General features: G+C 70.3%; 11 protein-coding genes. 6 read left to right on the top strand and 5 right to left on the bottom strand.

The features are described 5' to 3' along the window. The first annotated feature begins 8 nt into the window (after positions 1-8). Positions 9-1,910, top strand: coding sequence for a sensor histidine kinase (locus ABD844_RS29145; protein WP_344884988.1), 1,902 nt, complete (start codon positions 9-11; stop codon positions 1,908-1,910). Here ABD844_RS29145 and ABD844_RS29140 read toward each other — a convergent pair. The 4 genes from ABD844_RS29140 to ABD844_RS29125 form a co-directional block, all read right to left on the bottom strand. Further along, a complete protein-coding gene (locus ABD844_RS29140; protein ID WP_344884984.1) occupies positions 1,869-2,354 on the bottom strand; it encodes an NUDIX domain-containing protein in 486 nt (161 codons plus the stop codon). The genes ABD844_RS29145 and ABD844_RS29140 overlap by 42 nt on opposite strands. Positions 2,355-2,361: 7 nt before the next feature. Beyond that, the gene (locus ABD844_RS29135; protein WP_344884981.1) at positions 2,362-3,255 is read right to left on the bottom strand and encodes a TolB family protein; all 894 of its coding nucleotides are present in this window, start codon (positions 3,253-3,255) and stop codon (positions 2,362-2,364) included. 26 nt (positions 3,256-3,281) lie between these two features. Further along, positions 3,282-4,022: an MBL fold metallo-hydrolase gene (locus ABD844_RS29130; protein WP_344884978.1), complete on the bottom strand. Its 741-nt coding sequence runs from the start codon at positions 4,020-4,022 to the stop codon at positions 3,282-3,284. Positions 4,023-4,178: 156 nt separating this feature from the next. Then, entirely contained in the window at positions 4,179-4,322 is a 144-nt protein-coding gene (locus ABD844_RS29125) for a hypothetical protein (protein WP_344884975.1), read from the bottom strand. A 428-nt stretch (positions 4,323-4,750) separates the two neighbouring features. Between ABD844_RS29125 and rho the strand changes: the two genes are divergently transcribed. The 3 genes from rho (at position 4,751) to ABD844_RS29110 (ending at position 8,931) form a co-directional block, all read left to right on the top strand. Continuing rightward, the gene (rho, locus tag ABD844_RS29120) at positions 4,751-5,911 is read left to right on the top strand and encodes a transcription termination factor Rho (RefSeq protein WP_344884972.1); all 1,161 of its coding nucleotides are present in this window, start codon (positions 4,751-4,753) and stop codon (positions 5,909-5,911) included. A gap of 59 nt (positions 5,912-5,970) precedes the next feature. Then, complete coding sequence (locus ABD844_RS29115) at positions 5,971-7,020, top strand: putative RNA methyltransferase (RefSeq protein WP_344884969.1); 1,050 nt, start codon at positions 5,971-5,973, stop codon at positions 7,018-7,020. A gap of 144 nt (positions 7,021-7,164) precedes the next feature. Beyond that, positions 7,165-8,931, top strand: coding sequence for a S9 family peptidase (locus tag ABD844_RS29110; RefSeq protein ID WP_344884966.1), 1,767 nt, complete (start codon positions 7,165-7,167; stop codon positions 8,929-8,931). A 185-nt stretch (positions 8,932-9,116) separates the two neighbouring features. Here ABD844_RS29110 and ABD844_RS29105 read toward each other — a convergent pair whose 3' ends face one another. Further along, positions 9,117-10,307: a PP2C family protein-serine/threonine phosphatase gene (locus ABD844_RS29105; protein ID WP_344884963.1), complete on the bottom strand. Its 1,191-nt coding sequence runs from the start codon at positions 10,305-10,307 to the stop codon at positions 9,117-9,119. Positions 10,308-10,343: 36 nt separating this feature from the next. On the opposite strand from ABD844_RS29105, the gene ABD844_RS29100 reads away from it, so the two are divergent. After that, entirely contained in the window at positions 10,344-10,697 is a 354-nt protein-coding gene (locus ABD844_RS29100) for a hypothetical protein (RefSeq protein WP_344884960.1), read from the top strand. Positions 10,698-10,778: 81 nt separating this feature from the next. Further along, positions 10,779-14,969 carry a HAMP domain-containing protein gene (locus ABD844_RS29095; protein WP_344884957.1) on the top strand — a complete coding sequence of 1,397 codons (4,191 nt, stop codon included), beginning with the start codon at positions 10,779-10,781 and terminating at the stop codon, positions 14,967-14,969. Positions 14,970-14,971 lie beyond the last annotated feature (2 nt).

Below are 14,971 nucleotides of genomic sequence, written 5' to 3'. Positions count from 1 at the left end.
GAGGTCGCATGCCCCCCACGCGTGGCCGCCCCATCGGACTGAAGCTTCTCGTGCTCCTGCTCGTTCCACTGCTGTCCCTGGTGGGCCTGTGGGCGTTCGCGGCGAGCCTGACCGGCGGCCAAGGCATGCGCCTGCTGTCGATGAACGACCTGGCCACCAACTTGGCCGATCCGTCCGAACAGGTCAACATCCAGCTCCAGAACGAGCGGCTGGCCTCGGTGGAGCTCCTGGTGACCACCCGGGGCGCGAACAAGCTGGCCGGGCAACGCGAGCGGACCGACCGGGCCGTGACGAAGCTGCGCACGCTGTCCGGCAACCTGCGCGACCTGTCGCCGGAGCTGATCGCCCAGCTCAACGGGCTCCACGTCAAGCTCGACGAGCTGGCGGAGCTGCGCCGCGACGTTGACGACGCCCGCGCCGAGCCGCTCGACGTCATCGAGCGCTACAGCCAGATCGTGGACGCCTCCTTCCGCATGTACGACACCATGGTCCTGGTGCCCGACATGGCCCTCTACCAGCAGGCCAGGGCGGTGACCATGCTGGGCGAGGCCAAGGACGTGCTGTCCAGGGAGCGGGCGCTGATCGCCATCGTGCTGGCCAAGGGCAGGGTCGAGGACGCCGAGCGGGAGTCGTTCACGGGCATGGTGGCCACCAGGCGGCTGCTGTTCTCGCAGGCGATGTCGCACCTGGACGACAGCCTGCGCGGGCCGTACGCGCAGATGGCCGCCTCGCCGGTCTACATGGAGTTCCTGGAGGCCGAGGAGCTCGTCAGGGGGCAGGCGGCGGCCAACGGGCTGCCCGTGGGCGCGGCCACCTGGCCCATCGACGGCCAGAACCTGTGGGCCGCGGTCGAGCGCAACCAGGCCCTGGCCGTGCGGGGCATCACCGAGCGGGTGATGCCGACGGCCATCGGCATGCTCGTCAAGCTCGGCGTGGCGGGCGGCGTCGGCCTGGTCGTCGTCGTCGCCTCGATCCTGCTGTCGCTGCGCTTCCGCAGGCGCCTCGTCCGCGAGCTGGCCGGGCTGCGCGACGCCGCCACGGAGCTGGCCGAGGTGCGGCTGGCCGCGCTGGTCAAGCGGCTGCGCTCGAACACCGCGCCGCCCACGGCCGCCGAAGTGGCGCCGCTGGAGGTCAAGGTCGAGACCTCCGAGGTCCACGACATCGTCCGCGCCTTCAACGACGTGCAGTCCACGGCCGTCGAGGCCGCCGTGAGCCAGGCCAGGCTCCGCCACGGCGTCAGCCAGGTCTTCGTGAACCTGGCCAGGCGCAACCAGTCGCTGCTGCACCGGCAGCTCCTGCAGCTCGACAGCATGGAGCGGGCCACAGAGGAGCCGGGGGAGCTGGCGGACCTGTTCAAGCTCGACCACCTCACCACGCGCATGCGCCGGCACGCCGAAAGCCTCATCATCCTGTCGGACCAGGCCCCGGGCCGCGCCTGGCGCAACCCGGTGCCGATCCTCGACGTGCTGCGCGCCGCCGTGGCCGAGGTGGAGGAGTACGACCGGGTGGAAGTGCTCACGCCGCCCCCGGTCGCGCTCGTGGGCTCGGCGGTGACCGACGTGGCCCACCTGATGGCCGAGCTGGTCGAGAACGCCACCCTCTTCTCCCCGCCCATGACCAAGGTGGACGTACGCACCGGCCGTACCCCGCATGGGCTGGTCGTCGAGGTGGAGGACCGCGGGCTCGGCCTGCCCCGCGTCGAGCTCGACGAGCTGAACGACCGGCTGACCGACACGCCCGAGTTCGACCTGGCGCAGAGCGACCGGCTCGGCCTGTTCGTCGTCTCCAGGCTCGCGGCCAGGCACGGCATCAAGGTCGCGCTCGTGCCCTCGCCGTACGGCGGCCTGACCGCGACGGTGGCCCTGCCCTCAGCCCTGCTCGCCGAGCAGCCCGTCGCGGCGGGGCGGTAGATACGACAACGCGCCCGAGTCGCGGGCGGCCGACGCCGACAGCAGCCGGTCGTACACATGCGGGGCCAGCAGCCCGCCGGCCTCCTCCAGCGTGAAGAAGCCGTAGTCGTCGAGCTCCTCCGTCTGCAACGTGATGGGGGTGCCCGACGAGATCACGCCGCAGTCGAAGACGAAGTTGACCAGCGGATGGGGCACGGCCGGCTGCGGGTCGACCCAGGCGACGGTCAGCAGCCTGCCGACCTCGACCGTGAGCCCGACCTCCTCGGCGACCTCCCTGGCACACGCCTGCGCGGGATGCTCGCCCGCGTCGATCACGCCGCCGGGGAACGACCAGTGCTCCCGGTAGTTGGGATCCACCAGCAGCACCCGGCCGCGCTCGTCCGTGATGTACGCCGCCGCCCCCGCGATCACCCGGTTGACCGTGGCCCAGAAATCATCGTTCACCCCGGCACTATGGCAGAACCTGCAGCAGCGCCTGCTTCTTCGCCCTGGCCGGCTCGGCGACGCGCTGGAGTTCCTTCCCGTCGGTGCCGAGCACGACCAGGGTGTTGTGCTCCTCTCCTGCGACGCGTACGACCATGCGCCCGTCGGCCAGGTAGAACGCGCCCAGCAGCCGCCCCTTGACCGCGGGCGTACGCCTCTTGCCCGTCACCATGTCCAGGACGACCGGCTTGAACGCGGTGGGCCAGGTGCCGTCGCCCAGCGTGCCGGGTTGCTGCGGGAACTCGACGATGGCATGGCGCCCGTTCGGCGACAGGCTCTGCACGTGGGTGATCCACTTGACGCCCTTGACGGGGGCCGACTCAGCGGTCCTGGTGTCGAGCCGGTAGAGGGCGTTGGCCTCGCCGGTGTAGCCCGCCAGGTAGCGGCCGTCCGCCGACCAGGCCAGGTGGCACACGCCCGGCGACGTGCCCAGCCGGTGCGGCGCGCCCGTGCCGTCGGCCTTGACGGACATGATCGTGCCGCCGCTCTGCGGGTAGGCCACCTTCGCCGAGTCGGCGGACCAGGCCGGGGTGAGACAGGGTGTGCCGGCCTGTAGGCCGCTCACGAGCGTCATGGTCCGGCCGCCCTGCCTGATCTGCAGCCGGCCGCCCGACGACACCCAGGCCACCTTCTTGCCGTCGGGCGAGACGGTGTACTGCGCCATGGCCTCCGACTTGACGAGCGTGCTCCACTCGCCGTCCGCGTACCTGCTGAGCCGGTCGCCGGAGCCGCTCGCATAGACGGCGGCGCCGGACAGCGCGGGCGCCGCCTTCGGGGTCGCCCTGGTCGACGCGGCGGACACCGCCGGCGGCACGGCCAGGACGACGCCGAGCGCGACACCAGTCGCAACACGAATCCTCATGGAAGGCCATGTTGCCCCAACCGGGATCACAGACGCAGGAACGGCTCGCTGAAGTGGGCCGTTGCCAGAATCGCGCGTTCGGCCCTGAGCGCGGCCAGCACCTCGGTCCTGGTGCGCGCGGCGGCCTCCTGGTCGTCGTCGTAGACGTAGCGGATGGCCGGATCGTCGAGCTGCACCGGGTGCAGGACCAGGTCGCCGGTCATGGCCAGCTCGCCGACCCTGGCGATCTGGTGGCCAGGGGTGTGCCCGGGCGCGGAGCGTACGTGGACGCCAGGGGCGACCTCCGCGTCACCCTCGACGACGTGGAGGTGATCCTTGATCACGGCGACGACCTGGTCGAGCATCGGGCCGCCGGCCGCGTCCAGCTCGGCCCGCTGGAGCACGTGGCGGGCGTTGCCGAACACCGGCCTGCCGTCGGCCACCGCGCCCGAGGCGTGGTCGCTGTGCAGGTGGGTGAGGACGACGGTGCCGATCTCGGCGGGAGCGACGCCCACGGCGGCCAGCTCGCCCGTCAGCGTCCCAGGAACGGGCGCCCAGCTCGACGCCGGCGAGTCCACGCCGCCGATGCCGGTGTCGACCAGGGTCAGCCGGTCGGCGGCGTCGCGGATCAGGTAGCAGTGGAAGTGCAGGATCCAGGGCTCGTCGCGGAGCTCGGAACCGACGAACGTCTCGGCCGGCGGGCGGCGGATCGTCGGGCCCATGGGCCCGACGGCGTCGCACAGCGGCGTCACCTCGACGCCGGACACCCTGATCGGTTGATGCGGCACCCCGCCAGCCTAGGCCCTCCGGGCACCAGGCACCTCGGCCGACGGGCGGCGAGACGGGCGGCGGGGAGGCAGGCGGCGAGGGATGGGGAGGCGGCTCGGGGCCGCCTCAACCCTTCGTCCCAGGAGACCTCGGCCGACCGGCGGGAGGCGAGGTGGTCAGGCGGCGACCGGCTGCCGCGGAACGTACTCGTTCTCGAGGTCGGCGGCGTAGACGGCGCGGCAGCAGTGCGCGCACCGGTACATGATCGGGCCCTCGTCCAGCTCGTGGTGGCACCGCGGGCAGCGGTTGACGGTCTTCATTCGGTGCTCCCCCAAGGAGTCTTTCTCTAGTTCGTCCCTATGGAACCCTCACCGAGTTGCAGGGACCCTGCATGCCACTTGACACGATGACGCTGCGCCGATGGGGGTTGTGTGTCGCTCGGCAGACCGGGCGCGGTAATTTTCCTCGCAGTACGGTGCCGAGAAGAACATTGTCACCCCTGCGCCCTCCCGCGCGGGCGAAGACACGAGAACAACCCGGGAATAGTCCAAGAGGGCTAGGCGTTTCATGGGTTAGATCGTGTGGTATCTTCCCACTAAGCGTTGAGCGTCTGCTCCGCCGATCCACCTCTTCCGAGGCCACACCTCTCACTTCTTCGCGAGGACTCGCGAGTGAGCGGCCCGGCCCTCTTTCGTCACCCGCCGCCCGGCCTTCGCCGGTCCGGCGCATTTCCCTCAAGGGGCTCACCATGTCTGTGCACACCATTCAGGAACAGCGTGCCGCCGTTCCTCAGCAAACCACCGTTCCTCAGCTAGCCGCCGTTCCTCAGGAACAGCGTGCCGCCGTCCGCCAGGTCAGCGGCCTCGTGGACGTACGCGACAAGTCCGCGTTCATCCGGGCGGAACACCTGCCCGCCCCCGGCGACGTACGCCTGCTGCCCGACCAGGTACGCCGCCACGGCCTGCGTACCGGTGACCACGTGGTCGCGTCGTTCGCCGGGAACAAGCTGGTCGGCGTCGAGTCGGTCAACGGCTCGGCCGAATGGCGCGGGCGGCCGCACTTCGGCGACCTCACGCCCGTACATCCGGCAGAGCGGCTCAACATCGAGACCGAGTCGCTCAGCACCCGCGTCATCGACCTGTTCGCGCCCATCGGCAAGGGGCAGCGCGGCCTCATCGTGGCGCCGCCCAAGGCCGGCAAGACCATGGTCCTCCAGGCGCTGGCCGCCGGGATCGCCCGCAACCACCCCGAGGTGCACCTCATGGTGGTGCTGGTGGGCGAGCGGCCCGAGGAGGTCACCGAGATGCGCGCCACCATCGCGGGCGAGGTCTTCTCCTCGACCTTCGACCACCCCGACCGTGACCACACCGCCGTCGCGGAGATGGCCGTCGAGCGCGCCAAGCGGCTCGTGGAGTCGGGCCGCGACGTGGTGCTGCTGCTCGACTCGCTGACGCGGCTGGGGCGGGCGTACAACAACACGGCGCCGGGCGGCGGGCGCGTGCTCACGGGCGGCATCGACGCCGGCGCGCTCTACCCGCCCAAGCGGTTCTTCGGCGCCGCCCGCAACGTGGAGGGCGGCGGCTCGCTCACCATCATCGCCACCGCGCTCGTGGACACGGGCTCGCGGATGGACAACAGCCTGTACGAGGAGTTCAAGGGCACGGGGAACATGGAGGTGCACCTGACCCGCGAACTGGCCGAGCGCCGGCTGTTCCCCGCCGTCGACCTCGACGCGTCGGGCACCAGGCGCGAGGAGATCCTGCTGCACGCCGAGGAGCGGCAGGTGGTCTGGCGGCTGCGCCGCATGCTCACGACGCTGGAGAAGCAGCAGGGTCTGCAGGTGCTCGTGGACAGGCTTCGCTCCACCCCCTCCAACGCCGCGTTCCTCATGGAGGCGAAGGCCGCGTGACCGGTCCACCCGATCGGGCCGCCCGAACCGGTCGTACGCCGGTGCACGAGAATGGCCGCATGCTGGCCGACATCGTCGAGTTCCTCATCTGCCCCGTCTGCCGAGCCGACGTGCGGCTGGACGAAACCGCGCTGCGGTGCGCGAACGGGCACTCCTTCGACGTGGCCAAGCAGGGATACGTGAGCCTGCTCGTCGGATCCCGGCCGCCCGGCACCGCCGACAGCCCCGCCATGGTGGCCGCGCGGGCCGCCTTCCTCGACCGGGGCCACTACGCGCCACTGGCCGATGCGGTGGCCGATGCGGTGGCCGACGCCGTGGTGGACGCCGTGGGAGCTCAGATCGTTCCAGGAAAACATGAGTCCTCTACCGAAACCAATGACGGCGGCGAGTTGAGGGCGTACCGTGGGGCGGGACTGGAAACCGGTTGCGGCGCGGGATCACGAATTCCCGGGCGGGAGCCGGGAATCGTCGAGGGTCGTGACGCGGAGGGCAGGGCCGCGCTGATCGTCGACGCCGGCGCGGGCACCGGGCATTATCTGGTGGCCGCGCTCAACGCGGTGAACGATGGCATCGGGATGGCGTTCGATGTGTCGAAGCACGCTGTGCGCCGGGCGGCGCGGGTGCATCCCAGGGCAGGGGCGTTCGTGGCCGACGTGTGGCGACCGCTGCCGATCAGGAGCGGGGTGGCCGACGTGGTGATCGACGTGTTCGCACCCAGGAACGGCCCCGAATTCCGGCGGATCCTGCGGCCGGGAGGCGTGGCGGTGGTCGTCACCCCCGCTCCCGAGCACCTGAGTCCGCTGGTCGAGGAGCTGGGGCTGCTCTCCGTGGACGAGGAGAAGGAGCGCCGGGTGGCCCGCAGCCTGGAGGGGTTCGCGGAGTCCGAGCGGCGCTCGATCGCGTTCGAGATGGAGCTGGGACATGACGACATCGCGGAGGTTGTCGGGATGGGCCCGAATGCATGGCATAACGAGGCAACTACGCTGGATGAGCGAATTGCCGCATTTGTCTCCCGAAATGTCGCGAAAAGACAGCAAAAAGTAGTAACGCACGCGGCGTTTCACCTATCCATCTACGAGCCGACGTCTCGATCAAGCCCTGTTCCTTGACGGACAAGTGCGGCTGGTGTTACTGATGGGGCATTTAGTCCGAAATTCCCCCACATTCTCGGAGCATTTCCCCGGCGCAGGCGCAATACTGGACGACATCCCGGGCCCGGAGGCGCGGGACATCAATGGGAGGGGGCGCGCGGGATGAAGGCGGAGGAACGCTGGCAGGCCAGGTTCCGGGCGTCGCGCACGACGCTGCCGTCCTGGGCACGCCAGGCCCCGAACCGCACCATCTACCGCTCCAACGCGACCGGCAAGTGGGAGGTCTACGCCTCGGACCGGGTGACGGGAGCCACCCGCCAGGTCACCGACCGACCCAAGGGCACCGCGTTCGCCGCGATCGACCCCGGCGGCCAGTGGATCTACTGGTTCGCCGACACCGACGGCGACGAGTTCGGCGGCTGGTGGCGCCAGCGCTTCACGGGCGGCCCCGCCGAGCCGGTCGCGCCCGACCTGCCGCCGGGCCAGCCGGGCGGCATCTCGCTGTCCACGACCGGCGTCGCGGCGCTCAGCCTCGCCAGCGAGGGTATGTTCCGCATCCACCTCGTCCGCCCCGGCGAACCCGCCGAGACCCTGTACGAGCACACGGAGGCCGCCTGGGTGGCCGACATGTCACTCGACGGCTCCCTCGTCGCGATCAACCACGGCGAGTACGGCGACTTCCGGCACCCCGCGCTGCGCGTCGTCCGCCAGAACGGCGACACGGTGGGCGAGCTCCATGACGGCCCCGGCAAGGGCGTGACCGGCCTCAGCTTCGCCCCCGTCGTGGGCGACCGCCGCCTGCTGGCCCTGCACGAGCGCCGCCGGCGACACGAGCCCATCGTCTGGGACCCGGCCACCGGCGAGCAGCGCGAGATCTGGCTGCGCGACTCGGGGGACTTAGCCGCCGAGTGGTACGACGACGGCCGCGCCCTGCTCATCCTGCGCGACGACCGCGCCCGCAGCTTCCTGCACCGCTACGACCTCGCCGGCGGCGGCCTGACCCTCATCGACACGCCCCACGGGGTGATCGAGGAGGCCGCGCCCCGGCCCGGCGGCCACGTCGAGTACGCCTGGTCGAGCGCCTCCCACCCGCCGATCATCCGGTCGAGCAACGGCCAGGTCGTGGTCAACTCGGGCGGCCCGCCCGCCCCGCCGAGCGTCCCCGTGCAGGACATCGACGTCGAGGGCGCGGGCGGCCGCATCCACGCGCTGGTCTCCAAGCCCGAGGTGGGCACGGCCCCGCACCCGGCGGTGTTCCTGCTGCACGGCGGCCCGGCGGCGCACGACCGCGACGCGTTCTCGCCGGAGGTCGCGGCCTGGGTGGACGCCGGGTTCGCGGTGGTCCGGGTCAACTACCGGGGCTCGACCGGCTACGGCTCGGCCTGGCGCAACGCCCTGCACGACGAGGTGGGGCACATCGAGCTGGCCGACGTGGCGGCCGTCCGTCAGTGGGTGATCGACCAGGGCATGGTCGACCCGGTCAGGACCGTGCTGGCGGGCGCGGCGTGGGGCGGCTACCTCACGCTGCTGGGCCTCGGCACCCAGCCCGGCCTGTGGGCGTGCGGCATCGCCGCGGTGCCGATCGCCTGCCACCGCACCTCGTACGAGGACGAGGCGGAGAGCCTGCGCGCCTACCATCGCGCGCTGCTCGGCGGCTCCCCCGACGAACAGCCCGACCGGTACGCGGCCAGCTCCCCGATCACGTACGTCGACCAGATCAAGAGCCCGGTGCTGATCCTCGCCGGCGAGAACGACACGCGCTCACCGCTGCGCCAGATCGAGAAATACGTGGCCATGCTGGCCGAGCACGGCCGCGAGCACGAGGTCTACACCTACGACGCCGTCAGCGGCCCGCTCGTGGTCTCCGAACGCATCACGCAGACGGCGCTCCAGCTCGACTTCGCACGCAAGCACGTGGGTTCACCCTGAGGGTTGACAACCTGTAAGAAATTTCCTGACGAACGCTCTTGACCGTCAGCCCGTTCGGCTGTCACCATTCCGGCCACCTGTACCCGGCCGGAAAGACGCGCCTTGACGAGCACCCCCGTGAGCCCTCGACGGCACCACCGGCGATCGTGACGTCCGCCGTGTCCGAGCGCGCCCGCGCGCCCCGCCTAGCGGGCCCGCAACACGAGGATCGCCAGGTCGTCGGCGCTCGGCTCGGAGGCGAAGTCGGCCGCGCCACGGCGGATGCGCTCGGCCACGGCCCTGGCCGACAGCCCGGCGCACTCGGCCAGCAGCTTGGCCAGGCCGCCGTCGTCGTCCAGCAGTCGCCCGCCGGAGCGGCGCTCGGTCACCCCGTCGGTCACGGCCAGCAGCACGTCGCCGTGGTCGAGGCGGATGGTGTCGGCCTCGAAGAAGACCTCCTGGAAGACGCCGAGCAGCGACTGCGGCGTGGTCACGGCCTCGACCTTGCCGTTGGGCTTGAGCCGCAGCGCCTCGGGGTGCCCGGCCGACACCAGGCGCACCTCCAGGCCGCCGGTGACGTGCGTGATGTCGCCGTGCAGCAGCGTGAGGAACCTCGCCCGCTCGCCCTCCTCCAAGATCGCCTGGTTGAGCCGGCCGAGCACGGCCGCCACGCCGTAGCCCTCCCTGGCCAGCAGGCGCAGCGTGTGGCGGGCCAGGCCGGTCACGGCGGCGGCCTCGGGGCCGGTGCCGCAGACGTCGCCGATCGCGAACCGCCACGAGTCGTCGCCCGCCTTGAACAGGTCGTAGAAGTCGCCGCCGACCTCGTTGGCCTCGCCCGCGGGCTCGTAGATGACGCCGTAGTCGAGGCCGGGGACCTCGGGCTCGTGGGGCGGGAGCAGGCTGCGCTGGAGCGCGCGGTTGGCGGCGGCCTGCTGGGCGTAGAGGCGGGCGTTGTCCATGGCCAGCGCGGCGCGTCTGCCGATGTCCTCGGCGAACTGGATGACCTCGTCGGGAAAGCGGTCGGCCCGGCCCAGGCACATCATGCCCAGGCTGCGGCCCCTGGCCATCAGCGGCACGGCCAGCACCTGCGACTCGGCCAGGTGGAGGGCGGAGGTGACACGGGTGTCGGCGGCGCCGACGTCCATCTCGGTGAGCTGCTCGCGCAGGCCGTCGATCCTGGCCTCGTCGGCGTGCCAGAGGTAGACCAGGCGCGGCGGGCCGGAGTGGTCGGAGGTGTAGACGGCGCACCAGCTCGACAGCCGGGGCACCACGACCTGGGCGATGATCGCCGGCACCATGTCGGGGTCGAGGGTGCCCGCGAGCAGGTCGCTCGCGTCGGCCAGGAACCCCAGCCAATGTGGCCCTCTGCTGCTCTCCTCCAGCCATTCGGCTGCCACCCGATCGGGGGAGCCAGGTAGCGTGAGCCTAGCCCAATGGACACGGGAATCGCCCGCAAAGGTGACTCCCCACTCCTCGACGTTCACGGAAGGAGCTTTTGGATCGCTCTGGGAGAGGTACCGTTGCCGCAACTCCACCTGGACTGCGTCCCCAAAATGCTTCCAAATCACCTCAAACGGCTCGTCAGCGACCTGCTCGGCAAGATCTCCGGCGGCCTGCTCGGCGGCATGGAGCAGGCCACCGGTGGCCCACGCGGTCATTACCTCGCGCGTGAACCTCATCGCAGCCGTCACAGCGGTATCGCCCGGCGCGAACGTCGCAGCGAGCACCGCATGGGGAGAAGCAGTCATCCCACCGTGCCTACCACACTTCCCGCTGACTTGGGGTAAATCCAAGGACAGGACTACGAGCTACTCATCGTGACAGACTTGAATCACTCGCCGGAGGCAGCCGCGAGTGAAGGAGGCCCCATGACCACGGCCAAGGCCGCGCCAAGCCCCGAGGAGAGGACGTACACCGAGTCGGATCTCGTGCCCATCCTGGAGACTCTTTTCTCCTGGCGTGACGGCGACTTCCGGCGTCGGGTGCCCCACGCGCCGCCCGGCATCCTCAGCGAGGTGCAGCTGCTGTTGAACGAGGTGGCCGACCGTCGCGAGCACCTGGCGAACGAGCTGGTCCGCGTACGCAAGGAAGTCGTCAAGGAAGGCCGCTTCGGGGAGCGGCTGACGCCCGGGCCGGGGGTCGGCGCGTGGGCGGAGAGCGTCGAGTCGGTCAACATCCTGATCGACGCCCTGGTGAGCCCGGTCAGCGGGGCCGCCGACGTCATCGATGCGGTCGCCAAGGGCGACCTGTCGCGCCGCATCGACCTCGATCGCTCGGCGCGCGGCGAGGTGCGGCGGCTGGGCAAGGCCATCAACGGCATGGTCGACCAGCTCGCGTTGTTCAACTCCGAGGTCACGAGGGTCGCCCGCGAGGCGGGCACCGAGGGCAGGCTGGGCGGCAGCGCCAACCTGCGCGGCATGTCGGGAAGCTGGCGCGACCTCACCGAGGCCGTCAACACGATGTCCTCCCGCGTGGCGGCGCAGGTGCGCGACATCGCGGTGGTGACCACCGCGGTGGCCAAGGGCGACCTGAGCCGCAAGGTGACGGTCGACGCCGTGGGCGAGATGTTCGAGCTGAAGAACACCGTCAACACGATGGTCGACCAGCTCTCCGGCTTCGCGGAGGAGGTCACCCGAGTCGCCCGCGAGGTCGGCACCGAGGGGCAGCTCGGCGGCCAGGCGCAGGTGACCGGCGTGTCGGGCGTGTGGAAAGACCTCACCGACAACGTCAACTTCATGGCCAACAACCTCACCTCGCAGGTACGCAGCATCGCGACCGTGGCGACGGCGGTGGCCCAGGGCAATTTGTCAAAGAAGATCACCGTTGACGCGCAGGGCGAGATCCTTCAACTGAAGGACACCCTCAACACGATGGTCGACCAGCTCTCGTCCTTCGCCGACGAGGTCACCCGAGTCGCCCGCGAAGTGGGCACCGAGGGCAAGCTGGGCGGCCGGGCCGAGGTGAAGGGCGTGTCGGGCGTCTGGAAGGACCTCACCGACAACGTCAACTCCATGGCCAACAACCTCACCTACCAGGTACGCAACATCGCCCAGGTCACCACGGCCGTGGCCAACGGCGACCTCACCCGCAAGATCGACGTCGACGCCCAGGGCGAGATCCTCGAGCTGAAGTCGACCATGAACACGATGGTCGAGCAGCTCTCCTCGTTCGCCTCCGAGGTGACCCGAGTCGCCCGCGAGGTCGGCACCGAGGGCCAGCTCGGCGGTCAGGCGCAGGTGCGCGGGGTGTCGGGGGTCTGGAAGGACCTCACCGACAACGTCAACTCGATGGCCAACAACCTGACCTCGCAGGTGCGCCAGATCGCGGCGGTGTCGTCCGCGGTGGCGCAGGGCAACCTGTCGAAGAAGATCACCGTTGACGCGCAGGGCGAGATCCTCCAACTGAAGGACACCCTCAACACGATGGTCGACCAGCTCTCGTCCTTCGCCGACGAGGTCACCCGGGTCGCCCGCGAGGTCGGCACGCAGGGGCAGCTCGGCGGCCAGGCGAGGGTGAAGGGTGTGTCGGGCGTCTGGAAGGACCTCACCGACAACGTCAACTCCATGGCCAACAACCTCACCTACCAGGTACGCAACATCGCCGAGGTGACCACCGCGGTCGCCAACGGCGACCTGACCCGCAAGATCGACGTGAACGCCCAGGGCGAGATCCTGGCGCTCAAGACCACCGTCAACCGGATGGTCGACCAACTCTCGTCGTTCGCCTCCGAGGTCACCCGAGTCGCCCGCGAGGTGGGCTCCGACGGCCAGCTCGGCGGTCAGGCCCGGGTCGAGGGCGTCGAGGGCACGTGGAAGCGGCTCACCGAGAGCGTCAACGAGCTGGCGGGCAGCCTCACCACGCAGATCCGCGCCATCGCGACCGTGACCAGCGCCGTGGCGCGCGGCGACCTGACCCGCTCCATCGCCATCGAGGCGCAGGGCGAGCTGGCCGAGCTGAAGGACAACATCAACTCGATGGTGAGCAGCCTGCGCGAGACCACGCAGGCCAACCAGGAGCAAGACTGGCTCAAGTCGAACCTGGCCCGCATCTCCCGGCTCATGCAGGGCCACCGCGACCTGCTGGAAGTGGCCAAGCTGACGATGAGCGAGCTGACGCCGCTGGTGTCGGCCCGCTACGGCGCCTTCTACAGCATCGACCCCGAGGGCGACCACGAGCTGATCCTGATCGGCGGCTACGGCGTACGCCCCGACCGGGGGCCGCGCCCGCGCTTCGCGATCGGCGAGGGCATCGTCGGGCAGGCGGCGGCCGAGGGCCGGCACATCGTGCTCGACGACGTGCCGCCGCAGTTCATCACCATCGACAGCGGGCTCAGCCGCTCCACGCCGGCGCAGATCGTGGTGCTGCCGATCCTGTTCGAGAACCGGGTGCTCGGTGTGCTGGAGCTGGCCTCGTTCACGCCGTTCGGGGAGGTGCACCTCGACTTCCTGACCCAGCTCGTCGAGACCATCGGCGTCACGATGAACACGATCATCGCCAACTCCCGCACAGAAGACCTGCTGACCGAGTCGCAGCGGCTCACCCGGGAGCTGCAGGAGCGCTCCGACGAGCTCCAGCGCCAGCAGGAGGAGCTGCGCAGGTCCAACGCCGAACTGGAGGACAAGGCGGCGCTGCTGGCCAAGCAGAACCGCGCGATCGAGATCCAGAACTTCCAGATCGAGCAGGCCCGCCGCACGCTGGAGGAGCGCGCCGAGCAGCTCGCGGTGTCCTCGCGCTACAAGTCCGAGTTCCTCGCCAACATGTCGCACGAGCTGCGCACCCCGCTCAACAGCCTGCTGGTGCTGGCCAAGCTGCTGACCGAGAACGCCGAGGGCAACCTGACCTCGCAGCAGGTCGAGTTCGCCCGGACGATCCACAGCGCGGGCTCGGCGCTGCTCCAGCTCATCAACGACATGCTCGACCTGTCGAAGGTCGAGGCGGGCCGGATGGACATCCACCCGATCCAGGTGTCGCTGCCGAAGATGGTCGACCTGCTGGAGGCCGCGTTCGCACCGCTGGCGCAGGACAAGGGGCTGGCGTTCACCGTCGAGGTCGAGCCCGACGTGCCGCAGGAGCTGCGGGCCGACGAACAGCGTCTGCAGCAGGTGCTGCGCAACCTGCTGTCCAACGCGGTGAAGTTCACGCCGCGCGGCGAGGTGAAGCTGCGGGTCTCGACGCCGCCCGCCGGGGTCGACTTCGACGACGACACCCTGCACGACGCCGACGATCTGCTGGCGTTCCAGGTGATCGACACCGGCATCGGCATCGCGCCCGACAAGCGCGACGTCATCTTCGAGGCGTTCCGCCAGGCCGACGGCACCACGAGCAGGAAATACGGCGGCACCGGCCTCGGCCTGGCCATCTGCCGCGACATCGCCCGGCTGCTCGGCGGCGAGATCCACGTGGACAGCGAGCTGGGCAAGGGCAGCTCGTTCACGCTCTACCTGCCGGCCTCCTACACCGGCCCGCTGGCCGCGACCGACGGCGGGGTGGCGACGCGCAGGCAGCTCATGACGCAGCCGTCGGACGAACAACCGGCCGCCACCGCGCCCGAGCCGCCGATGCCGCTCGACCTGCCGATGCCCGAGCTGGTCGAGCCGCCGGTCGAGACGCCCAGCCAGTGGCAGGGCGACGATCCGCTCAACGGCGCCAAGATCCTCATCGTGGACGACGACATCCGCAACGTCTTCGCGTTGACGAGCGTGCTGGAACGCCATGGCTCCACGGTCGTCTACGCTGAAAACGGGCGGGAGGGTATCGAACAGCTCGAACGGAACGAGGATGTCGCGCTCGTGCTGATGGACATCATGATGCCGGAGATGGACGGCTGGGCCACGACGTCGGCCATCCGTCGCATGCCCCAGTTCGCCGACCTGCCGATCATCGCGCTGACCGCCAAGGTCATGCGGGGCGACAGGGAGAAGAGCATCGCGTCCGGCGCCTCCGACTACGTGCCCAAGCCGGTCGACGTGGACCGCCTGCTCGAACGACTGCGCGGCTGGCTCAGCCGCGGGCGGGGCTCCGCGTCCGACTCGTCAGCCCCACCAGCCGGAGGGTCGTGATC

Source organism: Nonomuraea antimicrobica (assembly GCF_039536965.1).
Classification (GTDB): Bacteria; Actinomycetota; Actinomycetes; order Streptosporangiales; family Streptosporangiaceae; genus Nonomuraea; species Nonomuraea antimicrobica.
This window is presented reverse-complemented; position numbering and strand designations above follow the sequence as displayed.

Coding starts and splice junctions, on each gene's coding strand:
- ABD844_RS29115 (WP_344884969.1), top strand. CDS start 5,971: ATGCTGGCCGACATCGTCGAGTTCCTCATCTGCCCCGTCTGCCGAGCC.
- rho (WP_344884972.1), top strand. CDS start 4,751: ATGTCTGTGCACACCATTCAGGAACAGCGTGCCGCCGTTCCTCAGCAA.
- ABD844_RS29100 (WP_344884960.1), top strand. CDS start 10,344: ATGGACACGGGAATCGCCCGCAAAGGTGACTCCCCACTCCTCGACGTT.
- ABD844_RS29095 (WP_344884957.1), top strand. CDS start 10,779: ATGACCACGGCCAAGGCCGCGCCAAGCCCCGAGGAGAGGACGTACACC.
- ABD844_RS29135 (WP_344884981.1), bottom strand. CDS start 3,255: ATGAGGATTCGTGTTGCGACTGGTGTCGCGCTCGGCGTCGTCCTGGCC.
- ABD844_RS29125 (WP_344884975.1), bottom strand. CDS start 4,322: ATGAAGACCGTCAACCGCTGCCCGCGGTGCCACCACGAGCTGGACGAG.
- ABD844_RS29110 (WP_344884966.1), top strand. CDS start 7,165: ATGAAGGCGGAGGAACGCTGGCAGGCCAGGTTCCGGGCGTCGCGCACG.
- ABD844_RS29145 (WP_344884988.1), top strand. CDS start 9: ATGCCCCCCACGCGTGGCCGCCCCATCGGACTGAAGCTTCTCGTGCTC.